This is a genomic window from Trinickia sp. LjRoot230 (assembly GCF_964253315.1).
In the GTDB taxonomy this organism is placed as follows: Bacteria; Pseudomonadota; Gammaproteobacteria; order Burkholderiales; family Burkholderiaceae; genus Trinickia.
In genome coordinates this window covers 3,278,662-3,300,250 of the sequence record NZ_CAXUQX020000001.1, presented here as the reverse complement: position 1 = coordinate 3,300,250, position 21,589 = coordinate 3,278,662, and the positions used below count along the sequence as shown (strand labels likewise).

Annotated in this window: 19 protein-coding genes and 2 pseudogenes; 15 read left to right on the top strand and 6 right to left on the bottom strand. The window is 61.0% G+C overall.

All coding sequences use genetic code 11. The features are described 5' to 3' along the window. Positions 1–319: 319 nt before the first annotated feature. Positions 320–688, top strand: coding sequence for a BON domain-containing protein (locus ACSQ20_RS15065; RefSeq protein ID WP_436021262.1), 369 nt, complete (start codon positions 320–322; stop codon positions 686–688). 222 nt (positions 689–910) lie between these two features. On the opposite strand, the gene ACSQ20_RS15060 is transcribed toward ACSQ20_RS15065, so the two are convergent. From ACSQ20_RS15060 to irlR, 4 genes are all read right to left on the bottom strand, one after another. After that, complete coding sequence (locus ACSQ20_RS15060) at positions 911–2,281, bottom strand: MFS transporter (RefSeq protein WP_436021260.1); 1,371 nt, start codon at positions 2,279–2,281, stop codon at positions 911–913. A gap of 152 nt (positions 2,282–2,433) precedes the next feature. After that, the gene (locus ACSQ20_RS15055) at positions 2,434–2,943 is read right to left on the bottom strand and encodes a YbhB/YbcL family Raf kinase inhibitor-like protein (protein ID WP_436021258.1); all 510 of its coding nucleotides are present in this window, start codon (positions 2,941–2,943) and stop codon (positions 2,434–2,436) included. 160 nt (positions 2,944–3,103) lie between these two features. Continuing rightward, entirely contained in the window at positions 3,104–4,501 is a 1,398-nt protein-coding gene (locus tag ACSQ20_RS15050) for a heavy metal sensor histidine kinase (protein WP_436021256.1), read from the bottom strand. After that, a complete protein-coding gene (gene irlR, locus ACSQ20_RS15045; RefSeq protein WP_436021254.1) occupies positions 4,498–5,181 on the bottom strand; it encodes a heavy metal response regulator transcription factor IrlR in 684 nt (227 codons plus the stop codon). The genes ACSQ20_RS15050 and irlR overlap by 4 nt, the downstream gene beginning before the upstream one ends. 311 nt (positions 5,182–5,492) lie before the next feature. On the opposite strand from irlR, the gene ACSQ20_RS15040 reads away from it, so the two are divergent. The 8 genes from ACSQ20_RS15040 (at position 5,493) to ACSQ20_RS15005 (ending at position 14,130) form a co-directional block, all read left to right on the top strand. After that, the gene (locus ACSQ20_RS15040; RefSeq protein WP_436021252.1) at positions 5,493–6,191 is read left to right on the top strand and encodes a carbonic anhydrase; all 699 of its coding nucleotides are present in this window, start codon (positions 5,493–5,495) and stop codon (positions 6,189–6,191) included. A gap of 112 nt (positions 6,192–6,303) precedes the next feature. Then, positions 6,304–7,809 carry a SulP family inorganic anion transporter gene (locus ACSQ20_RS15035; RefSeq protein WP_436021250.1) on the top strand — a complete coding sequence of 502 codons (1,506 nt, stop codon included), beginning with the start codon at positions 6,304–6,306 and terminating at the stop codon, positions 7,807–7,809. Positions 7,810–7,958: 149 nt separating this feature from the next. Next, positions 7,959–10,901: a molybdopterin-dependent oxidoreductase gene (locus tag ACSQ20_RS15030; protein WP_436021248.1), complete on the top strand. Its 2,943-nt coding sequence runs from the start codon at positions 7,959–7,961 to the stop codon at positions 10,899–10,901. Positions 10,902–10,938: 37 nt separating this feature from the next. Beyond that, positions 10,939–11,667 (top strand): 4Fe-4S dicluster domain-containing protein, encoded by a 729-nt coding sequence (locus tag ACSQ20_RS15025; RefSeq protein WP_436021246.1) that lies wholly within the window; start codon positions 10,939–10,941, stop codon positions 11,665–11,667. Beyond that, a complete protein-coding gene (locus ACSQ20_RS15020) occupies positions 11,664–12,614 on the top strand; it encodes a dimethyl sulfoxide reductase anchor subunit family protein (RefSeq protein ID WP_436021244.1) in 951 nt (316 codons plus the stop codon). Before ACSQ20_RS15025 ends, ACSQ20_RS15020 begins: the two co-directional genes overlap by 4 nt. Before the next feature lie 100 nt (positions 12,615–12,714). After that, positions 12,715–12,855 carry a hypothetical protein gene (locus ACSQ20_RS15015; protein ID WP_436021242.1) on the top strand — a complete coding sequence of 47 codons (141 nt, stop codon included), beginning with the start codon at positions 12,715–12,717 and terminating at the stop codon, positions 12,853–12,855. A gap of 58 nt (positions 12,856–12,913) precedes the next feature. Further along, positions 12,914–13,555, top strand: a complete 642-nt coding sequence (locus ACSQ20_RS15010) for a TIGR00645 family protein (protein WP_436021240.1) — start codon at positions 12,914–12,916, stop codon at positions 13,553–13,555. Between the two features lie 263 nt (positions 13,556–13,818). Beyond that, a complete protein-coding gene (locus tag ACSQ20_RS15005; protein ID WP_436021238.1) occupies positions 13,819–14,130 on the top strand; it encodes a DUF3761 domain-containing protein in 312 nt (103 codons plus the stop codon). 300 nt (positions 14,131–14,430) lie between these two features. Here ACSQ20_RS15005 and ACSQ20_RS15000 read toward each other — a convergent pair whose 3' ends face one another. Then, positions 14,431–16,044 carry a hypothetical protein gene (locus tag ACSQ20_RS15000; protein ID WP_436021236.1) on the bottom strand — a complete coding sequence of 538 codons (1,614 nt, stop codon included), beginning with the start codon at positions 16,042–16,044 and terminating at the stop codon, positions 14,431–14,433. Positions 16,045–16,142: 98 nt separating this feature from the next. On the opposite strand from ACSQ20_RS15000, the gene ACSQ20_RS14995 reads away from it, so the two are divergent. Continuing rightward, positions 16,143–16,325: a hypothetical protein gene (locus tag ACSQ20_RS14995; protein WP_436021234.1), complete on the top strand. Its 183-nt coding sequence runs from the start codon at positions 16,143–16,145 to the stop codon at positions 16,323–16,325. A 27-nt stretch (positions 16,326–16,352) separates the two neighbouring features. On the opposite strand, the gene ACSQ20_RS14990 is transcribed toward ACSQ20_RS14995, so the two are convergent. Further along, positions 16,353–17,414 carry a quinone oxidoreductase family protein gene (locus ACSQ20_RS14990; RefSeq protein WP_436021232.1) on the bottom strand — a complete coding sequence of 354 codons (1,062 nt, stop codon included), beginning with the start codon at positions 17,412–17,414 and terminating at the stop codon, positions 16,353–16,355. An 11-nt stretch (positions 17,415–17,425) separates the two neighbouring features. On the opposite strand from ACSQ20_RS14990, the gene ACSQ20_RS14985 reads away from it, so the two are divergent. The 5 genes and pseudogenes from ACSQ20_RS14985 (at position 17,426) to ACSQ20_RS14965 (ending at position 21,549) form a co-directional block, all read left to right on the top strand. After that, positions 17,426–18,439, top strand: a complete 1,014-nt coding sequence (locus ACSQ20_RS14985; RefSeq protein WP_436021230.1) for a GlxA family transcriptional regulator — start codon at positions 17,426–17,428, stop codon at positions 18,437–18,439. Positions 18,440–18,893: 454 nt separating this feature from the next. Next, positions 18,894–19,259, top strand: coding sequence for a group I truncated hemoglobin (locus ACSQ20_RS14980; RefSeq protein WP_436021228.1), 366 nt, complete (start codon positions 18,894–18,896; stop codon positions 19,257–19,259). A gap of 27 nt (positions 19,260–19,286) precedes the next feature. After that, positions 19,287–20,080: pseudogene (locus ACSQ20_RS14975) on the top strand (DUF3050 domain-containing protein). A 421-nt stretch (positions 20,081–20,501) separates the two neighbouring features. Beyond that, positions 20,502–20,798: pseudogene (locus ACSQ20_RS14970) on the top strand (DUF1223 domain-containing protein); the annotation flags it as partial. A 112-nt stretch (positions 20,799–20,910) separates the two neighbouring features. Then, positions 20,911–21,549 (top strand): cytochrome b/b6 domain-containing protein, encoded by a 639-nt coding sequence (locus tag ACSQ20_RS14965; RefSeq protein WP_436021226.1) that lies wholly within the window; start codon positions 20,911–20,913, stop codon positions 21,547–21,549. The last annotated feature ends 40 nt before the right edge of the window (positions 21,550–21,589 follow it).

Below are 21,589 nucleotides of genomic sequence, written 5' to 3'. Positions count from 1 at the left end.
GTTGGGAGTGGTGATTGACCGTGAAGCAACCCCCATACCATGCGATGCACTGCGCGGCCGATAGCGGCGGCGCGGGGCGCAAGGAGCGGCCCATGCGCTTTGCAAGCAGCAGCTTTTACAGATGCAGTGCAAAAAACGCGCCGCGCTCGTTTGCTCGAACGAGGTAGAAGCGGACGCGGGAACCTCGTATGGAGCCGTGCAATGGGCATGACGATTGCGTCGCCGAGAGCGGGACCGGACCGACGAAATGCGCAGGCTTTGCCGCGCTGGCTCGGCCGCAATCCCAGCAAGACTTTCATCTTCCCAGGAGGGCAACACCGTGCAAACGTTCCAGCCACTCAAAATCGCCGCAACCGTTGCCGCTTTGCTCTTTGCCGCTACTTCGGCGGCTCAGACCGGTGCGCCACCCGCGTCGGGGACGGCACCAACCTCGCACGCATCCGAATCGCTCGGCGAGCATGTCAGCGACGCCACCATAACGACGAAAGCCAAAGCAGAGCTGATTGCGGCGAACGACGTGAAAGCGTCGCGCGTTCATGTGAAGACACGCCGCGGCGTGGTTTCGCTGACCGGCACGGTGCCGAGCGCCGCTGACAAGACGCGCGCGCAGGAGATCGTCGAAGGAGTCGCCGGTGTGCGCTCGGTGAATAACCACCTCAAGGTGATCGAAAACGGCGCGAGCGAGTGACGCGCGAATGACCATGGGCGGCCGCAGGCCAAGCTAAGGTAGGCGCTGCTGCGCGTCGGCGAGCGTAAGCGGCACGGGCCCGACGTCGTCGGCTTGAAATCGGCTCAGTGTCCGCGTTACCAGCGCCCCGTTGCATGTTCGATGGCTTGGCCTCCGGCCTCCGGCCTCCGGCCTGCGCGAGCAGTGCGCCCGCATGCGCCTGGCGTTCGGCCGAAACATCGGTCACGCGGCGGCGCGCTGCGGCTGTCTGAGCCGCAATAGGCTCACGCATGCCGCGGCGGCAGCGAACGCCGCGCCGACTTCGAGGCAGAGGGTCGGCCCGCTCGCCGGGGCGATGCCGAAGATCAGCGCGACGAGCGCCGCACCGAGGGTCTGGCCGGTGAGCCGCGCGGTGCCGAGCATGCCGCTCGCACCGCCCGAGCGCTCGCGCGGCGCGGCGGACAGCATTTGCCGGTTGTTCGGCGCCTGGAAAAGCCCAAAACCCGCACCGCAAACGGCCATGCGCCAGGCAATGTCGAGCGCGCCCGGATGCATGCCCACCGTCGCCATTAATACGAGCCCCACGGTCAGCACAATGAGGCCGATGCCGCCGAGCATGCCAGCCGAATAGCGGTCCGACAGCGCCCCGGCCAACGGAGCGGCGAAGACGATTGCAAACGGCCACGGGGTAATCAGCAGCCCGGTTTCGACTTGGGTGAACCCGAACGTGTTCTGAAACAGGAACGGCAGCGAGACGAATGCAAGCATTTGAGCGCAAAACGAGCAGACCGACGTCGCCACCGAGAGTGCAAAGATCGGAATTCTCAATAAATCGACGGGCAGCAGCGGCGCTTTTTGCTTCAACTGCCGCTTGACGAACACGTAGCCGACGACCACCACTGCCAGCGCTTGCAGCAGCACGAACCGCAATGGTTCGCCGTGAGCCGGCCCATCGATCGTGAAAATCAGCATCCCGAAGACGAACGCGTTCATGATCGCGCTCGCGTAATCGTAGGGCGCGTTGTGCCCCGGGTTATTGGGCAGCGCCCGGAATGCGCCGGCTATAGCTGCGATGCCGATCGGCACGTTGATGGCGAAGAGCCACGGCCATGACGCGACTGCCAGCACCGCCGAGGCCACGGAAGGCCCCACGGCCGAGGCAATCGCCACGACCATCGCGTTGATCGCCACGCCGCGGCCCAGCATCGACGGCGGATAGATGGTGCGCACGAGCGCGGTATTGACGCTCATCAGACCGGCCGCGCCGAAGCCTTGTATCACCCGCGCCGCGGCGAGCATCGGCAGCGAGCCTGCGAGTGCGCATCCGAGCGACGCCACGGTGAACACGGCGAGCCCGCCCGTATAGACGCGCCGATAGCCGATGCGGTCGCCGAGTGACGCAAGTGGCAACAGGGAAATCGTGATCGAAAGCTGATAGGCGTTGACGACCCAAATCGACGCGGCAGCGCTTGCATTCACGTCGCGCGCGATCGTGGGCAACGCGACATTGGCAATGGCACTGTCGAGCACGGCTAGCGTGAGCCCCAACGCAATGACGACGATGGCCCAATAACGCTCGGGCGTAGGAAGGCCTTGTTCTGCGTCCAATGGCATGGCAAACGGGGCGTCGAGCGGCTTGGCGATGGATAGAGCGCATTGTAAGCGTTTAACCCTTCAGCAAGCTTGGCGCCGCTGCCGGCGATAACGTTGCGCATGCAACGAGCGCAACGAGCCGCATGCCGCGCGCATGCGGCCGTGTTTTCGCGCTACTTGAGCTCGTAAAGGCCCGTGTAGGTGGTCGAATCGATTTCGTTCAGATGGATCATGAACCGCGCGACGGCGTTCGTCGTCTCGGCCGTGATCGGCAATTGAGCGGCCTTTAGTGCATGCAGGCGGAAGATGTAGCGGTGCGGCTTGTCTCCGCGCGGCGGCGCTGCGCCGCCGAAGCCTTGCGTGCCATAGTCGTTGCGCACTTGCAGCGCGCCGGTTGGCAACAGCGTGGCGTCGGCCTTGCCGGCGTTGCGCGGCAGCGAGCGTGTGCCGACCGGAAGATTGACGACGACCCAATGCCAAAACCCGCTGCCGGTTGGGGCGTCCGGATCGTAGACGGTGAGCGCGAGGCTTTGCGCGTCTTCGGGCACGTTTTCCCACTGCACCGCAGGCGAGACGTTGCCGCCTAGGCCGTCCACGCCGAACGCTTTATCGCTGCATTCCTGCTCTTTCGACATGAAGCCATTGCTGGGGAAGTCGTCGGACCAAAGTCTGAATTCAGCCATCGGATACCTCCTGTTGTTCGAAACGGTTCGACCTCGAGGCCGCCAAGCAGCGAGCGCCAAGCGGCGAGCGGGGCGAGTGTATCACCGTGCGTCGCCGCACCGCTGTCACCTCTATCAGTATAGTTGCGCCGCAAAAGAGAAGCATGCGCGAGCCCGATGCTCAAACGCGCACGGGCCGCGCAAAACGCAGCGAGAACGTGGTTTTCACATTCGGAACGCTTTTCACGCGGCATTCACCGCCATGCTCGTCCATGATCGACTTAACGATGGCAAGGCCTAGTCCCGTGCCCGAAGCCGAATTTTGCCGCGCCGGATCGAGCCGATAGAAACGGTCGAAGATACGCGGCAGGTGCTCGGAAGCGATGCCGGACCCCGCGTCGGTCACCGCAATGACTGCGACGTCGTCGACATGGCCGCATTCGATCGTGACCGCGGAGCCCGACGGTGCATGCGCGAACGCGTTCGACAATAGATTGCTGAGCGCGCGTTGCACGAGCAGCGGGTCTCCTTCGAACGCACAGTGTCCGTCGACGCTGATGGTAATGTCGCGATCGTCGGCGATCGATTCGTAGTAGCGTGCCACGCGCCATGCTTCATGCTCGCCATCGACGCGCCGAAAATGCGCGCGCCGCTGCCGGGCATCGGCGCGCGCGAGAAAAAGCATATCGTCGACCATTCGCGACAGGCGCTGAAATTCCTCGACGCTCGATTCGATGACCGCCCGATATTGCTCGCCCGAACGCGGTTGCGAAAGCGCGACTTGCGCCTGGGCCAACAGGTTCGTGAGCGGCGTGCGGATATCGTGTGCGAGGTCGGAAGAAAATTGCGCGAGGCGCGTGAACGATTCGTCGAGACGCGTGAGCATCCGGTTGAACGCATGCGTCAATTCGCGCAGCTCGTCGGCCATGCCGGCCTCGGGCAGCGGATGCGCGAGGCGGTTGCCGGAGATTTCGTCGGCGCGCGCCGCAAGCTGGCTCAACGGCTTCAATGCAAACACGGCGATGCGATAGGCAACGAGCGCGGCCAGCACCGTTCCCACCAGCACGCCAAGCACCACGCTCAACGCGCAGATATGCAAGAACGCCTGCGCTCCCCGGTAGTTGCGTTGCACGACGACGCGCAGCTTCGGCACCTTTTTATCGGCCATTTCGGCGGCCGCCACCAGATAGCGGATCGGACGTTCGCGATGTTGCACGCTGACGGGCGAACCGCCGATCGGTGGTGCCAGCACATTGGGGCTTGCGATGAAATTCGGGCTCGTGACGAGCGGATTGCCCGCCTGATCGAATACCGCCAGATCGATGTCTTCGTGACCTTGCAGCAGCAATGACGACGCCGGGCGTTCGTCGCGCAGTTCGTCGAGCGTATCGACCGTATTGAGCCGCGACACCGCCGCGGCGAGCGTGGCGTCCATTTCATGTTTGAGCGACTGCGCGATCGAACGTGCAAGCGTCTCGTAGAGCAATGCGCCGCTCATCGCGAGAATGATCGACGTCGAGAGCGCGAACAGCACCGCGAGCCGGCCGCGCATGGTCCGAGGCACGAGTTTGCCGATCATGAGGCGTCGGCACCCCGTTGTTCGAGGACATAGCCCATGCCACGCACGGTATGAATCAGCTTCGGTTCGTACGCGTCGTCGACTTTCGCGCGCACGCGGCGGATGGCGGCATCAACGACGTTCGTGTCGCTGCTGAAATTGATGTCCCACACTTGCGAGGCGATCAGCGAGCGTGTGAGAATTTCTCCCTCCCGGCGCATCAGCAACCACAGCAGCGCGAACTCTTTGGCCGTCAGCAAGATCGTGCGGCCTTGCCGTTTCGCCTTGCGCCGCATCAGATCGAGCTCGAGATCGCCGACGCGCAGCACCGAGGTGTCGAGCGCTTGCCCGCGACGCAGCAGCGAGCGCACGCGTGCCAGCAGCTCGACGAAGTCGAACGGCTTCACGAGGTAGTCGTCGCCGCCCAGTTCGAGCCCTCTCACGCGGTCATCGACATCGTCGCGCGCGGTCAGAAAGAGCACGGGCGTGCGATGTGTTTTGCGCAGTTCCTCGACGACGGCCCAGCCGTTCTTGCCAGGCAGCATGACGTCGAGAATCGCGAGGTCGTATTCCTCGGTTTGCAAATGATGCAAGCCGCTGACACCGTCCGCGGCGCTATCGCAAACGAAGCCTGCTTCGATCAGCCCCTGTTTCAGATAAGTCCGGGTTTTGGGCTCGTCTTCTACGATCAGAATCTTCATTTTTGTTTCTGGATACGCCGGTGAATTGCGGACGGCGACAGAGCCGGCACGGTGAAATGCCGATGACCGAGTTGATTGAGTTCGCAGCAGAGACGACAGTTGACCGGCAGCCATCTCAATAAGTTCCGGTTGAATCGGTTTCACCCGGCCATGTGCTATTGAGGATTTGAGCATTTGAGCATTGCGACATGACAGCAAAATCATTTTGCCGTCATGTTCGCGATGCGCGCGCCCGCCAGAATTCAAACCATGGATGCATGTGGTGTCCATGACGTTCATTGACGTCCTCGAATCCGATTGGAGAGGTAGCGATGAATTTTCCTAAGCAAATGATTTTGCAAAACCTTGCCTGGGCGCGCGAAACGGCTCATGGCGACCCCGCCTTATTTGAACGGTTCAGCCAAGGACAAGAGCCGAAAGTGCTTTGGATCGGGTGCTCGGATAGCCGCGTGCCGGCGGAGATCGTAACGGGCGCACGGCCCGGCGAACTTTTCGTGCACCGAAACATTGCGAACCTTTTCGTGCCGCACGACGACAACACCATGAGCGTGCTCGAGTATGCGGTGTGCGTGCTCAAGGTGAATGACATCGTGATATGCGGGCACTACGGATGCGGAGGCGTGCGCGCCGCGCTCGGTGCACCAAACGAGCGCGTGCCGCATGTCGAGCAGCGCATTCGCCCATTGCGCTGGCTCGCGCGGCGCCACCGCGAAGCGCTCGATGCCATTGCCGATATCGACGAGCGCACGAACCGGCTCGCCGAGCTCAACGTGCTCGAGCAGGCCCGTGTGCTGCGCGCGTCGCCTGTCGTGCACGACGCGGTACCGCGGCCACGCGTGCATGCGTGGATATTCGATATTCGCGACGGTTTGATCCGTGCGCTGCCGTTCGAGCAAGTGGAAGCCAGCGAGTCGCTCGAATCCGCGGACATTGCTCAACTGGTATCGGAGCACCGTCCCGAGCGGCGCGAAGATGTGCCGATACGCGTCGCGGGCGGTGCCGTGCGGTAACACGCGCCGCATCGATGTGGCGTCCATCCGACGCGGATGTGACGCTTTCCGACGCCGCGGTGCGCCGCTTTTCCGGCCCACGCGCGGCCATTTCACTTTTCAACGGTAAGCCATGACTGATACCAAGCTGGCGGCAACGTTGCCGCGGGATTGCTTTTCGGGGACGGTCGTCTTTTTGGTGGCCCTGCCCCTGTGTCTGGGAATCGCTCAAGCATCAGGCGTCGAGCCGTTTGCCGGTTTGCTCGCCGGCATCATCGGCGGGCTCGTGATTTCGCTGTTGAGCGGCTCACAGTTGAGCGTGAGCGGGCCGGCTGCCGGCCTGATCATGATCGTCGTCGAGGGCATCGCGAATGTCGGCGGCTTTGCTGCCTTTCTGAGTGCGCTGCTGCTCGGCGGGGCGATGCAGTTTTGTTTCGGTGTGCTCAAGGCCGGACGGTTCGCCGCCTATGTGCCGTCATCGGTCATCAAGGGCATGCTGGCCGCCATCGGTCTATTGTTGATCGTCAAGCAAGCGCCGGTCGCCATGGGCCTTGCATCGGCATCGGCCGCGGGCGGAGCCGAGCCCGCCGGGTACATGGCCGGCTTCCTGGAGACACCGTTCGGCACGAGTTCGATGCTGGCGTTGGCGCTCGCACTCGTGTCGCTCGCCGTACTGTTCGGATGGGAGCACCGGCTCGTGCGGCGTGTGCCGCTCTTGGGCCTGTTGCCGGCGCCGCTCGTCGTGGTCGCATTGGGCATTGCCGTCACGCTTGGCGTCGAAGCGTTCGCGCCGGGGCTCGCGCTGCCCGCCTCGTATCGAGTGAACCTTGTGCCGCTCGATTCGCTGGCGGCGTGGGGCAGTGTGCTCACACAGCCCGATCTGCGTCAGCTCGCCAGCGTCGATGTCTGGCGTCTCGCGGCGACGATCGCCATCGTCGCCAGTCTCGAGACGCTGCTGTGTCTGGAGGCGATCGAACACATGGACCCGCAAAAGCGCGTGGCGTCGGCCGATCGCGAGCTCAAGGCACAGGGCATCGGCAACATGCTGGCCGGCGCACTCGGCGCGTTGCCGATCACTTCGGTGATCGTACGCAGCTCGGCGAATCTGCATGCAGGTGCACGCACACGCGCTTCGGCGTTCATCCACGGTGTGCTGCTGCTCGCGAGCGTGTTTGTGTTGAGCGGCGTGCTTAACCTGATTCCGTTGTCGTGCCTTGCCGCGATCCTGATTGCCACGGGCTACAAGCTTGCCAAGCCGGCGCTGTTCGTCGAGGTGGCCAAGCGCGGCGTCAATGCGCTCGCGCCGTTTATCGTGACGATCGCGGGCGTGCTGGCAACGGACTTGCTGATCGGCATCGCACTTGGCCTGGCTTGCAGCATTGTGTTGGCGCTGCATCCGAACTTGCGCCATCCGTTTTCGATCGCCCGTCACGGCAACGAATTCCTGCTGCTCTTTCGCAAGGACGTGTCGTGCTTTATCCGCGTGCGGCTCAAGCAGGCGCTCGCGGGCATTCCTGATCGCGCGACGCTGATCATCGATACGAGCCGGGCCGATTTCGTCGATCCCGATGTCCGTCATCTGATTGCCGAGTTCGCGGCACATTCGGCTCACCGCGGCATCTCTGTCAGCTGGCGCTGAGCGAAGGGCCGGCACGCGCCGGCCCTTCGTTGTGGTGGTATCCATCGGATCGGCGGATAGATTCGATCCGAAAACACGACTTTTATTCCTGCGGCGACTCGCCTACGATGCGCCAAGAGCAGTTCGCATCGCATGCAAAAGGAGTGCCGATGGAACATCGTGCCCGCACGCAGCAAGAAGCACTCGAGGTCAAGACGACGACTTGCTATATGTGCGCTTGCCGTTGCGGCATTCGCGTCCATTTGCGCGACGGCGAAATTCGCTATATCGACGGCAACCCTGAGCATCCGCTCAATCAGGGCGTCATCTGTGCGAAGGGTGCGGCAGGCATCATGAAGCAGTACTCTCCCGCACGGCTCACACAGCCGCTGATGCGCAAAGCGGGTGCCGAGCGAGGCAGCGGCCAGTTCGAACCCGTGACGTGGGAGGCGGCATTCGCGCTGCTCGCCGCGCGGCTTTCGCATATTCGCGCGACGGACCCAAAGCGTTTGGCGCTCTTCACCGGCCGCGACCAGATGCAAGCGTTGACGGGCCTGTTCGCAAAACAATTTGGTACGCCTAACTATGCTGCGCACGGCGGCTTTTGCTCGGTCAACATGGCCGCCGGCATGATCTACACGATGGGCGGCTCGTTCTGGGAGTTCGGCGGACCGGATCTCGAACGCGCGAAGCTGTTCGTGATGATTGGCACGGCGGAGGACCATCATTCGAATCCGCTCAAGATCGCCATTGCGAAGTTCAAGCGCGCGGGCGGACGCTTCATCGCGATCAACCCGGTGCGTACCGGCTACGCGGCGATCGCCGACGAGTGGGTGCCGATCCGGCCTGGCACTGATGGCGCGCTGTTGATGGCAATCGTGCATGAGCTGATCGAAAACGATGCTTACGATCATGCGTTTGTTTCGCGTTATACGAATGCGGGCGAACTCGTCGATGTCGATGCGTCGAGCGATACGTTTGGGCTTTTCGCGCGCGATCCGCACGGCGAGGCAGGCAATCCGCTTTTTCCGCAAAATCACTTGTGGTGGGATAGCGCGAGTGGGCGAGCGGTGCGCCATCACACGCCCGGCGTCACGCCTGCGCTTGGCGGCCAATACGTGCTCGACGACGGCACGCCCGTCGCGCCGTCGTTCGAGTTGCTGCGCGAGCGCGCCGCAAGCTGCACGCCGCAATGGGCTGCCGCGATCACCGGCATCGCGGCTGACACGATCCGCCGTCTTGCTCGCGAGATGGCCGATATGGCGCGCAACGAGCGCATTACGTTGCCGATTCCCTGGACTGATGCATGGGGCGTCGAACATGAAACCGTAACGGGCAGCCCCGTCGCGTTTCATGCGATGCGTGGGCTCGCCGCGCACTCGAACGGCTTTCAGTCGATTCGTGCACTGGCGGTGCTGATGTCGCTGCTCGGGACAATCGATTGTCCGGGCGGGTTTCGGCACAAATCGCCTTATCCGCGCGCGACGCCGCTCTCGGCCAAGCCGCCGAACCATCCCGATATGGTGCGTGCCAATACGCCGTTGCCAACGGGGCCACTCGGTTGGCCCGCGTCGCCCGACGATCTTTTTATTGATGACGAAGGGCGGCCCGTGCGCATCGACCATGCGTTTTCGTGGTCTTATCCGCTGGCCGTGCATGGCCTGATGCATAGCGTGATCACGAATGCCTGGCGCGGCGATCCTTATCCGATCGATACACTCTTCATCTTCATGGCGAATCTCGCGTGGAATTCGTCGATGAATACGGTGCAAACCCGTGAGATGCTCGTTGATAAAAACGAGGACGGCGGCTACAAAATTCCATTTATCGTCGTAAGCGATGCCTTTCAATCGGAGATGACGGCCTTTGCCGATCTGATTCTGCCCGATACCACGTACCTTGAACGGCGCGATGCGATGTCGATGCTCGATCGGCCGATCTCCGAATTCGATGGCCCGACCGATTCGGTGCGCGTGCCGGTGCTGCCGCCGACAGGCGAATGCCGACCCTTCCAGGAAGTGCTGATCGAACTGGCGGGCCGGCTCGGGCTGCCGGCGTTCACGACTGCCGACGGCGCTCGCAAATACCGCGATTACGCCGATTTCATCGTCAACCATGAAACCGCGCCGGGCTCGGGCGTGGGTTTTTTGATGGGTTGGCGCGGCGAGGACGGCGATAAGGCGCTGGTTGGCGAGCCCAATCCCGATCAATGGGAAAAGTACGCGGCGAATAACTGTTTTTTTCATTACCCGCTGCCCGAATCCATGCAGTACATGCGCAACTGCAACGGCCCGTATTTGCAATGGGCCGTGGAAAAAGGCTTTCGCAAATATGGCGAGCCGATCGTCATTCAGCTTTATTCGGAAGTCATGCAGACTTTTCGTCTGGCCGCGCAGGGCAAGCGTAAAGGGCGCCAGCCGCCGGCACATCTGCGTGCACGCGTCGAACGCTATTTCGATCCGCTGCCGTTCTGGTATGCGCCGCTCGAGCAATCGGTGACTGATGCGTCGCGCTATCCGCTCGCGGCCATCACGCAGCGGCCGATGGCGATGTATCACGCTTGGGATTCGCAAAACGCGTGGCTGCGGCAGATTCATGGCGAGAATTACTTGTATATGAACCCACGGATGGCGCGTGCGGCAGGCATTGATGACGACAGTTGGATCTACGTCGAATCGACGTGGGGCAAGGTGCGTTGCGTCGCGCGTTACAGCGAAGCCGTGGAGCCTGGCACGGTGTGGACGTGGAATGCGATCGGAAAGGCCGCGGGCGCGTGGCATTTGGGCCGCGACGCAAACGAAGCGCAGCGCGGCTTCTTGCTTAACCATCTGATTACCGATGAATTGCCGGCCGAGGGGCATGAGCCTGGCGAGCGGATGTCGAACTCGGACCCCGTGACAGGGCAAGCCGCATGGTTCGATGTTCGCGTGCGGGTCTTTCCAGCTGAGGTGGGCGCGAATTGCACGTTGCCGCAATTTACGCCCATGCCGGCGCTGCCCGCCTCGATCGGTGTGATGCGTCGCCTCGTGCAGACGTACTTCGCGGGGCGGGGGCAATTCGCCGCGCATTTAGGGCGAATGCGGCGCCGGGCGAAGGGCGACAACGTTGGATAACGGTAGATGATTGCTGTCACGGAGCGGAGCGAAAAAGATGACCCAAATGGCCCTCGTAATCGATCTGAACGTCTGTGTCGGCTGCCAGGCGTGCGTGACGAGTTGCAAGGAGTGGAACACGTCGGGCGAGGCGGGAAGTTTGGCGGATTTTCGTCCTTACGATGCCGACCCATCCGGCACGTTCTTCAATCGCGTGCAGACCTATGAAGCAGGCGAGTTTCCGGAAACGGAGACGATTCACTTCCCGAAGTCGTGCCTGCATTGCGAGGATCCGCCTTGCGTGCCCGTTTGTCCGACGGGCGCGAGCTACAAGCGCAAGGAGGACGGCATCGTACTGATCGACTACGACCGCTGCATTGGCTGCAAGTATTGCGCGTGGGCCTGCCCGTATGGCGCGCGCGAGATCGACGAGGCGCGCCGCGAAATGACCAAGTGCACGCTTTGCGCCGACCGTATCGATAACGAGACGCTGCCCGAGCGCGACCGAAAGCCGGCTTGCGTGCTGGCATGTCCGACTTCGGCGCGCCTTTTCGGCGACATCCATGATCCGCTCTCCGATGTTTCGCAGGCCATCGCGGCGCGCGGCGGGTATGCGCTGATGCCCGAGTGGGAAACGCGTCCGTCGAATCATTATTTGCCTCGCGTGAAGACGGCGGCGTGCGGCGAGAACGGCTGCAGTTGCAATGCTGCGACACCTGCCCAAGCCAACGGTGCCGACGGTGCCGACGGTGCCGACGGTGCCGACGAACCCGAGGTAATGCGATGAGACCAGCGTTCTCAGTGGTGTTGCTGACGACAGCTTGTGGGGCCGCACAGGGTCTCTTGATCGCGCTCGTTGGGGTCGAGCTTGGCGGGCGGCTTGGGTGGAGCACGGCTGCATCGGCGGGCTCGGGGTTCTACGTGGTCGGCGCGTGTGCCGCACTCGTGCTGGGTGTCGCCGGATTGGCGGCTTCGTTCTTCCATCTTGGCCACCCGGAGCGCGCGTGGCGCGCGGTCGCAATGTGGCGCACTTCGTGGCTCTCGCGCGAGTGCCTGTGCCTGCCTGTTTTTCTCGGCTGCACTGGCGGGTATGGGTTCGCGCACTGGCTCGGCTCGTCCTATGCGTTTGTGATTGGCGTGTTGGGCGTGTGCGTGAGCGCCGCGCTTTTTGTCTGCACGGCGATGATCTATGCGTGTTTGCGCTTTTTGCGGGAATGGGCCAGTCCGCTTACGCTCGTCAACTTCGTTGCCCTCGGCTGCGCATCGGGCGCGACGCTTGCGACGGTGTGTGCCGCGTGGTTGGCACCGCCGATGGCTGGCGCGCTGGCGGTGGTTGCTTCTGTGTTGACGGCGGTTGCCGCGCTTGGGCGTCTCGCGATGCTACGGCGCAATGCGCGGCTCGCGCCGAAGTCGTCTTTGGCGAGTGCCACTGGCATTACTTCGCCGAACCTTCGCCAGACCTCGCGCGGCTTTACCGCGCAGTCTTTCAATACGCGCGAGTTTTTTCATGGGCGATCCGCGAAGATGCTGCGTTGCGTCAAGTGGGGCTTCCTGGGAGGGGCTTTTGCGCTGCCGCTCGCGTTGATGGGGCTCGGAGCCGATTTGGGCGGCTTGGCGGCGGTTCGCGTTTTTGCGGCGGCTTTCACGGTGCAGTACGCGGGGCTGATTGCCGAGCGGTGGTTTTTCTTCGCCGAGGCACGGCATCCGCAGAATTTGTATTACGGAAAGGGGTAGGTTCGAGTTGAGGGTGTTGTTTGTCGGTACGGCCCCGTACTTACCTTCGGCTGCTGCGCGCCCTACAATACGATTATCGCGACGATGGAGGAGGTTCATCATGCCGGAGTCCTCGATCGGCCTCATGTTGCTGCTGACGATTTTCGTCTGTGCGGCGCTGGCCGTTGCCACCCGTTACCATACCGATCACCCGCTTAACGACTTGCGCCATTGGCTCGACCGCATGCATCGGCGGCATTGAGTATTGGGTATCGCTTCGCGCTGTTTGTTCCTATTGCCTGTCGCGGATGCGGCGCGCGATGTTGCCGTGCGCCTGCGTCGCCGCGCCCTTGCGGCCGTTACAATGCGCGTTGCGCGAAAGCGCCTTCGACGATAAACGCATCAACGAACACAAGAGTAAGAGCCGCTCTATGCACCAACGCAAAGCATTGGAAAAACTTCTGGAAGGTGTGTTATTCAATTCGCGCTGGTTGTTAGCGCCTTTTTATATCGGCCTTGTCGTATCGCTGGCCATGCTGCTGGTCGCGTTCATCGGCGACCTCGTTCATATTCTTCCCAATCTGCTGCAAGCGAGCCCTGAGGAGATCATTCTTAGCGTCTTGACGCTAATCGATCTCTCGCTTGCGGGTAATCTCGTCGTCATCGTGATGTTTTCGGGCTATGAGAATTTCGTGTCGAAAATCGACACGGGCGCCAGTGAAGATCGGCCGAGCTGGATGGGAACGCTCGATTTCTCCGGGCTGAAGATGAAGCTCATTGGTTCGATCGTGGCTATCTCGGCCATTTCATTGCTGCGCGCCTTTATGACGTTAAGCGAGCCCGGCAGCGCATTTGACGAAATGCGTATTCGCTGGCTTGTCATCTTGCATCTGACCTTTGTTGTATCCGGGCTGTTGTTTGCAGCGATGGATTGGGTTGCGGCGCAGGCGGAATCGCATTGAGGAAGTGTTGCTTGTGCGGCTAGCCGGGGCCTGGCGGCTGCATAAGCTATTGCGCGAGCATGGTGCCAGCACGCGGTGGCACAAGCGCAATGGCGCGAAGAGATGAGTTAGTCCTGTCGCGATAGCCGGGGTCCACGCAAAGCATAAGGCCGGGCTTTTCTCAGTACTCGAGCGGTCCCGGTTGCCGCCTCAGCAAAGAGCCGTTAAAGCGTTCGCGAGCCTATGCCGATAACCAGAATACGACGTACGCCACGGGGGCATCTATGCGGCAAGCGATTCGATCCAGTGTAAGGAGCATAGTATTTGCAGCGGTAGTCACGGTCGTGTTTGCCGCGTCGCCCTGTCCGGCGCGCAATTCGTCTCCGGATGTGTCGGCTCAGCCTGACGAGGCCGAATTGACCTCACACGGGCACTATGTCAATAAATATGGGCAAGGCGTGCATTCGCCGGCGAAGACGGTCAGCGGCAGGGTGCCGGCAGGCGCGTCGGCGAAGTGTGCCGATGGGACCTACAGCTTCAGTCGGCATCATGCCGGAACCTGCTCACGGCATGGTGGAGTGGCGGTGTGGGAGTGAGCGTCAAGCGCAACGAAAACGGCTGGCGCGGGCAGCGATCATGTTCGAAGGTCCAGAAAGCGCTTTCCGATGCGTTCGCCGCCTTGGCTCGGACGCGCTCCGTATTCCGAATCGGGTTCAACGAGCGGCATCCAAAGGCGCAAGGAATCCCCTTCCTCCGCGACATCGAGGCCAGCAAACCATGACTCGGAAAGGGGGCGCCTAGTTATCGCGGGGGCGTCCTTCAGCCGTGTTTGAGGCGGCGTGCCAAGAGTGGAAGTGGATCTACACGAATGCAGTCAGCTTCTTGCGTCCTGACTGTTAGTGCCTTTCATCGGCCAAGCGCAGCGCATGGATCGCATCGTGGGTTCGCTGCTTGCGAGGCGATATTGAATCAGCCGACGCGCAATACGCGCTGATCAGCGTTTCAACCCGCGCTTGGTCTGCCCGTTGAATGTCCGCCAATCCCACGTTCTGCCGATGGTGATCTTTCAGCCACAGGCTGAAACCGCGTAGGTAAATCAAGTTGCGTCGCCGGGCGGCGTCATGCACCCCGGCACGGCGTGCCGCTTGACCATAATGATCGAGCACATCCCGATCTGCCTCGCTCACGTCGCGGCAATACGCGCGAAGCGCATCAACCGCGCTCTCGATGTTCCGCTTAAAATTCCTCCCCACCTTTGGTTCAAGCTCCTTTCGCAGGATCGTCTCTTCGCCATACGCGTGAAGCAATGCGTCCACTTGCGCTTGATCGGCCCATACGATACCCGTCAGCCCTCTTACCTGTAGGTGGTGTTGTGCTAGCCAAAAGCTAAAAGCGCTCAAGCGGGTTTGGCTGGCTCTAAGAGGGTTGTCAGGTTCTCCGCCGTCACGTGCGGCTTTGTCGTACCGGTCGAGCACGATGCCTATACTCCGTAACGCGTCGACAGCACCTGCGATGTGGCTCCCATGAGGCGACGCTCGCCCGATCTCGTTGCAATACTCGGCAACCAGGGTACCTACCTCCCGCTCATCGGCCCCTTGAATGTAGAGCAGCTGTCCCTCTCCCATTCCCGGATCGCGCTTCTGTAGCCAAAGGCAAAAGGCGCGCAACTGACTTTGGCGATCGCTTACCGCGCTGCTTGTCGTTCCGGGGCCTGCCGCGTCGCAAAAGCGTTTTAGAACCATCTCATCGGGCTCACTCAGTCGAGACCGTAGCGCATCGACCGCAGCTTTGATATTTCTTCGCGCGCTCGTCGTTAAGTTGGGCAACATGCGATATTGAAAAAGTAACATCGCAACAACGTCCGCATCGGCTGCTTCGACGGCCGCCAGCCCGCCTGCCTCCGGACGGTCATTTAACCAGTAGCCGAAGCCTCGCAATTGGCTTTCATAGTTCTGCGCTGTACCGGCCGTCATTCTGGTTTGTGCAGCGTCGCGAAAGCGTTTAAGAACGGCCTCATTGGTCTCGCCTTGTTCGAGACCTGGACCAGCCGCGCGGCCCGTCTCGGCACGTAGCGCATCGACCGCTGGTTTGAGGTAGTTCCGATCCTTCGTCGACAAGTCAGGCGACACGCGATATTCCAACATCAGCGTGCGTGCATCTTTCTCATCAGCCTGCCGGATGCCCGCGAGCCCTCCTGCTGCCGGGCGGTGTTTCGCTAACCACATGCTCAAGCGCCTCAAGCAGTTTTGATAATTCGCAATGGTGGAGTTTGACAATTTGCCGGCAAGCACTTGACCGTATTGCTCGAGCACACCCTCGTCCGCCGCATTCCCGGGACCAGATGCCTGGCGAGCGGTGGGCACTGAGGTAAAGCGCGCCTGAAGCGAAGGGCGGAGTTCCGAGTTATTTTTCGGCTCATTTGCTCGCGATGACGCCGGCCGCGGCATCTCCGACGCGCGAATCAACGGGCCGCTGACGTGCGGTACCGGCGAAGGACTGACCGGTGTCATAGACTCCGGTTCGGTACGACTCCTGTCAGCCGAAGTATCGGATTGGCGCTGGTTGCGCCCGGCTCCATCGATTGACCACGATACCATCGGACGTCACTATGTTTCTGGAAAGCGGCAACTCTGATACAAGTTTCCGCAACGCTCCGATTCCGCACGAAGCAGCGCATGCTACGACGAACAATCTCGCCAAAATGCAAGCGCATCGGTTTGGCGCCAAACGGGCGCCCTCAATCGAGATCGTGATGCAGGCCTATGTTGCGATTCAGTTATTCGAGAGGTGACCCGCGCTATTCGAGATCGAGCTCGCTTCAACCCATCACGAAAAGCTGCTTTCCTTGTTCCGAATGCTCAGTCGCGGTGCGGATTGCCAGTTCGAAATCGTCCAGCCGATGAGTGGCACCACGCGGGATATAGAAATCGTCCGATCCGAAAGCAGCGATGACCGATGACAGCATCTCCCAATCCGCGGGTTTTGGTGGGTTGAAGAAATAGCGGTAAATGCTGGCGCGCATCTCGGCACCACTCATCAAGAGATCGAAATTGTGGAGCTCGAAGCGCTCGGGACTCATGCCACCATTGATCACGACACGCCCACCGAAAGCAAGGCTGCGAACGAGTTCTCCTGTCACCGGGCCGCCCACGTTGTCGATGACCGCATCGAGTCCATGACCATTGGTCAGGATCTTGATTCTCTCTCCAAGGGGTTGGCCCAAATCGGAAAGGTCGATCAATTCGGCAGCACCCAGAAGGCGCAAATCAATTTCATTGCGCGTCCGGCGTACGATCGGAATCACATTGACACCACGCTGCCGCGCGAATTGCAGAGTCATGGTTGAGATCGACGAATAGCCCGCGGTTAGTGCCAGCCATTGGCCGGGCAGGACCTGGGCTGCGTCGAGCAGATCCCACGCCGTTATCGGGTTCATCAATTGACCAGCCTTTTCCGGACGATAGTTGTCGGGAATGGGGATCAGCCACTGCGAAGGCACAACGGCATATTCAGCCCAAGTGTTGTAGTGGCTAAAGGCCACGAATGTGCCCCGTGCAATGTTGACTTTCGATCCTACTCTTTCGACCAATCCGGCGCCGTGGTTGCCAGCGATCTGCTGCGGCAATCTGGGCCGCTTCGGTTCCGGATACAGGTTTTGGATAAAGAGAAGGTCGCCCGGATTGATGGATGACGCAATCAGACGCACTAGTACGTCATTCTCGCCCATGGTCGGCACGGGCGTTTCGCCCAGGTAGAGTACCTCGGCCGGAGGGCCAACCTTGTCGAACATCACAGCTTTCACGTCATGCTCCTCGAACTGATCGAACAAATCATGAGAGCCATGGTACTGGGTTGACTTTTCGCTGAAAATTGTCAACATTGACAATCAATATGCGAAACAAGACAAACGACGATCTGTTGGTCGATGCCGCAAACAATCGGTGCAGCAGCCAAGCGCCAAGACATGTTGTCTTCTGGCTTCCACCTCGATTCTATGCGGCCGTCGCGGCAGCCCTCGTCGAGATGTTCGACCTGGTCAACGATCTTTCTGGCGGCCCGGCGCTTACCTATGAGTTCGTGTCCACCAGAGCGCGCGCCGTAAGCGCATCCGGCGTCCGGTTCCCGACGGTACCCGCTCCATCGCGTCCAATGGATGCGCTGGTGCTCTTGGCCGGCCCGGGGCTCGATGTGGCGACACTGATCGCATGCCTGGAGAAGGACGCAGAGGCCGCTGCGGAAATCATCGCACGCGCTCAAACGGAAGGAGCGTTGATCGCGGCTCATTGCAGTGCCAGCTACTTTCTCGCCCGGAGCGGCATGATCGACGGATGCGAGGCCACGATTTCCTGGTGGCTTGGAACTGAGGTAGCCAAGCGATTCCCGGCAGTACGGTGGCAAGTCAATCGGATGCTCGTGCAATCCGGACGGATTTTCACGTGTGGAGGCGCGTTTTCAGGGCTTGAACTGGGCAGATCCCTTTTAGGTCAATTGGGGTTTGGCGATCAGGAGAAAATCATCGGCAAGGTTCTGGTTTTACCGCCTGCGCGAGAATTTCAAAGCCCGTACGCGTTCGAACTGAACGCCGCGACGACCAAGCCAGCGTTTGCGGCGCGCCTGGAGCAAATCGCAGTCGAAGAATTGCCGGTTTTGACGCCAAAACGCCTTGCCGACGCGTTTGGACTGACGTCGCGGACATTGGCGCGCCGCTTTGCGAGAGAATTGAACACAAGCCCGGGGCAATGGCTGCAGGCTCGACGGCTGGAAGCTGCGCGACACCTCCTGCAGAGTACGGCGATGACTGTCGCGCAAGTCTGCTTCGCTGTCGGCTACGAAGACGTCGCCTCGTTCAGCCGACTTTTCCGGCGTGCGACAGGCATGGCGCCAACAGCTTTCCGCCACATGTGAGGTTCCCCATGCAAGCGCAAACGGCTCGCATGTGAGGGCCGGGACCAGGAGGAAGACAAGATAGCGGATTTCCGGTTAACCACCTTGGGGTGCATCTAGGCGCCGGTGCAGCTGGTGTGGGATGCGATCCACGATTCGATTCAGTGATTTGGGAGCTGCTCTCGCGGCACGCAGGAGCTATATCCATCAGGTTTCGGCCGATGGCAAACTCAGTTCGAATTGACATCGCGCCACGCTCCCGCTCAGGCGGTTTCGCACGCTTCGTATATTTCTTTGCCGATGCTCCAGCACTACTACGACTGCCGAGCAGACGCCGGCTCGGCGTTTCATATACTGCAGCATGTGTTTGTTGCGACATGCTTGCTCGAGAAAGTTTGCTCTGAGCATTGAGCTTTACGCAAACGAATTCGCCAGCGGCAACGCTCGAGTAATCGACCCAGGAAAGGATAACAGCATGACCAGTCTATTCGACAAGCTGGGTGGCGACGCGGCCCTCGATATCGCGGTAGATAAGTTCTACGTGCGTGTTCTGGCCGACAAGCGCATCAATCACTTCTTTCACGGCGTTGATATGCCGAGACTTCGGCAACATCAGAAAGCGTTTCTCGCCTTTGCGTTCGGCGGCTCATCCGGATACGACTCACGTGGCCTGCGCTTCGCGCACGGTCGGCTCGCCGATCTGGGATTGAACGATAGCCATTTTGATGCCGTCATCGAAAATCTGTCGATGACCTTGAGCGAGCTCGGCATTCGGAACGAACTCATCGATGAAGTCAAGCTGGTCGCGGAGTCGGTTCGCCTTGACGTGCTCAACCGTTAGTTGGACCGGACGCGGGAGGCTTTAGTCATGGACACGCGCAATCAGTTACAAGCCCGTATAGAGACGAAGGGAAGAACACTCGCGACGCATCCCGTCTTTACGGCGGTTCGTGCGATCGAAGATCTGCGCATATTCATGGAGTGGCACGTTTTTGCGGTATGGGACTTTATGTCGTTGCTGAAACGGCTGCAACGCGAGTTCACGACGCTGAGCGTGCCTTGGACTGCGCCGGACAGTGCCCGCATCGCCGGTTCATCAACGAAATCGTAATTGGCGAGGAGTGTGACGAGACGCCGTGGGGGGTAGCGAGTCACTTTGAACTGTATAGCGATGCAATGAGTGAGATTGGTGCGTCTACCGAGCGTATAGATTGCTTCGTTCAGTTGATCCGGACCGGCGTGCCGACAGCGGATGCACTGGTGATGGTCGAAGCGCCTGCACCCATTCAGCAGTTCGTCAAAGCGACAATCGACGTGTGCACTCAAGCCGACGCGCATTGTGTGCTGGGGAATTTCTTTTACGGGCGCGAGAACGTCATTCCATCAATGTTCAGTTCATTGCTGTCGAATTGGAAAATTGATTCGTCGACAGTGCCCAAACTCGCTTATTACCTGAGCCGCCATATCGACCTGGATTCGGGGCAGCATGGGCCGGTCGCTGAGTCCGCGCTACAGGACCTCGTTGACGCGGACGAAGCGAAGCTCCGGCAGGCGTTCGAAGCTGGACTTGCCGCGATTGAAGAAAGAATGCGGCTTTGGGATGGGCTACATGCGGCGCTCGCCGATCGCTCGCGCGACGCGTTGACGCTCGCCAGGGCGTGACCGGCGGGCAGGCACCTCACCATTGCGTTACGCCAGTTGTAGACTCGATGTTGCGACCTGGTTTCGACCGGTCGCTGTCGCGTTATACCGGCTTCGTCAGCGGCCCAGACGACGGCAGCTGCAGAAGATGGAGGATCATGAGCGTGGTTTGGCCGCTGACTGCGCTATTCGGCACACTCATTTAGCAGCTTTGGCAAGCTCGGCGCCCCCGGCGCGAAGTCGGCAAAGTGCTGTCCCACCTACCAGAAACCGCTGTCGGGCACGGGGAGCCCGGCGTGGCAATGTGCCTGCATCCGATTGTCGCACCTGTGCGTATGGTAGTGATGACGTCGGTTCTGTCCGCTGCGTAGATCGCAACTGGCGTTGTTGACTTTCCTCGCCTCGGAGTCAATCATGCTGACCTGGACCAGATGGCTATCCGGTGTGCTGGCGGTTACGGAGTCGGTGCAATGCGCGTCGGAATACCCTGAGCGTCAGCGCACAATTCGACGCCCGCGCGCCGGGACCCGGCATCTTGAACGCCTACGTAGCGCTTTACGAAAACCAGTTGGTTTCGCAAGTCAGCGCAGGCGAGAATCGCGGCGAGACGTTGCGCCACGATCGTGTCGTGCGCGAGTGGATCGGCCCCGTGCCGTTAGTCGCGGGGGTGGTGCGGATTCGCCACGACCTCACGCTCGATCCCGCCGCGGTATCCGCGGCGAACCGGTTCGGCGTGGCCGCGTTCGTGCAAGACAGCGCCTCTGGTGACGTACGCACGGTGCGGCTAGCGGCGGGGGAGAAGGCATGCCCTCTTGCGACTCGATCGGCGAACACTGGTGAGGAGGTCTACCATGGTCGCACCACGTGGGCGCGAAGCGCACGAACCCGCTTCGGCACGCCGAGGCACTCTGCCCCATCCAGGCTGGGTCCGCGTCACGCACTGGCTCAATGCGCTTGCTGCAATCGTAATGATGCTCTCGGGCTGGCAAATCTACGACGCCTCACCGATCTTCCCGAGCTTCATGTTCCCGATGTCGATTACGCTCGGCGGCTGGCTCGCCGGTGCACTGCAGTGGCATTTCACGGCGATGTGGCTGCTGATGGCAAACGGCGCTGTCTACATCGTACTCAGTGTCGCAAGCGGCCGTTTGTTCTCGCGCTTGTTCCCGCTTTCACCGGGCGCAGTCCTGCGCGATCTGCGCAGTGCCCTGACGGGCAAGCTTTCGCATACCGACCTGTCAAAGTACAACGCCGTGCAAAAGCTTGCCTATCTGGCGGTGATCGTCGATCTCGTTGTGCTGGTGCTCTCGGGCTTGGCGATCTGGAAGTCAGTGCAGTTTCCGCTGTTGCGTACGCTGATGGGCGGCTATGACTCGGCGCGCGTCGTACATTTTCTCGCGATGGCGCTGCTGGCGGCCTTTCTGGTCGTCCACGTCGTGATGGTTGTGCTCGTGCCGCGCTCACTGATTGCCATGCTGCGCGGCCGGTAGACGTTAACGCGCACGCACACGCCTCGAGACTCATGGAACA

Coding starts and splice junctions, on each gene's coding strand:
- ACSQ20_RS15060 (WP_436021260.1), bottom strand. CDS start 2,281: ATGCCATTGGACGCAGAACAAGGCCTTCCTACGCCCGAGCGTTATTGG.
- ACSQ20_RS15055 (WP_436021258.1), bottom strand. CDS start 2,943: ATGGCTGAATTCAGACTTTGGTCCGACGACTTCCCCAGCAATGGCTTC.
- ACSQ20_RS15050 (WP_436021256.1), bottom strand. CDS start 4,501: ATGATCGGCAAACTCGTGCCTCGGACCATGCGCGGCCGGCTCGCGGTG.
- irlR (WP_436021254.1), bottom strand. CDS start 5,181: ATGAAGATTCTGATCGTAGAAGACGAGCCCAAAACCCGGACTTATCTG.
- ACSQ20_RS15040 (WP_436021252.1), top strand. CDS start 5,493: ATGAATTTTCCTAAGCAAATGATTTTGCAAAACCTTGCCTGGGCGCGC.
- ACSQ20_RS15035 (WP_436021250.1), top strand. CDS start 6,304: ATGACTGATACCAAGCTGGCGGCAACGTTGCCGCGGGATTGCTTTTCG.
- ACSQ20_RS15030 (WP_436021248.1), top strand. CDS start 7,959: ATGGAACATCGTGCCCGCACGCAGCAAGAAGCACTCGAGGTCAAGACG.
- ACSQ20_RS15025 (WP_436021246.1), top strand. CDS start 10,939: ATGACCCAAATGGCCCTCGTAATCGATCTGAACGTCTGTGTCGGCTGC.
- ACSQ20_RS15020 (WP_436021244.1), top strand. CDS start 11,664: ATGAGACCAGCGTTCTCAGTGGTGTTGCTGACGACAGCTTGTGGGGCC.
- ACSQ20_RS15015 (WP_436021242.1), top strand. CDS start 12,715: ATGCCGGAGTCCTCGATCGGCCTCATGTTGCTGCTGACGATTTTCGTC.
- ACSQ20_RS15010 (WP_436021240.1), top strand. CDS start 12,914: ATGTTGCCGTGCGCCTGCGTCGCCGCGCCCTTGCGGCCGTTACAATGC.
- ACSQ20_RS15005 (WP_436021238.1), top strand. CDS start 13,819: ATGCGGCAAGCGATTCGATCCAGTGTAAGGAGCATAGTATTTGCAGCG.
- ACSQ20_RS15000 (WP_436021236.1), bottom strand. CDS start 16,044: ATGACACCGGTCAGTCCTTCGCCGGTACCGCACGTCAGCGGCCCGTTG.
- ACSQ20_RS14995 (WP_436021234.1), top strand. CDS start 16,143: ATGTTTCTGGAAAGCGGCAACTCTGATACAAGTTTCCGCAACGCTCCG.
- ACSQ20_RS14990 (WP_436021232.1), bottom strand. CDS start 17,414: ATGTTGACAATTTTCAGCGAAAAGTCAACCCAGTACCATGGCTCTCAT.
- ACSQ20_RS14985 (WP_436021230.1), top strand. CDS start 17,426: ATGCGAAACAAGACAAACGACGATCTGTTGGTCGATGCCGCAAACAAT.
- ACSQ20_RS14980 (WP_436021228.1), top strand. CDS start 18,894: ATGACCAGTCTATTCGACAAGCTGGGTGGCGACGCGGCCCTCGATATC.
- ACSQ20_RS14965 (WP_436021226.1), top strand. CDS start 20,911: ATGGTCGCACCACGTGGGCGCGAAGCGCACGAACCCGCTTCGGCACGC.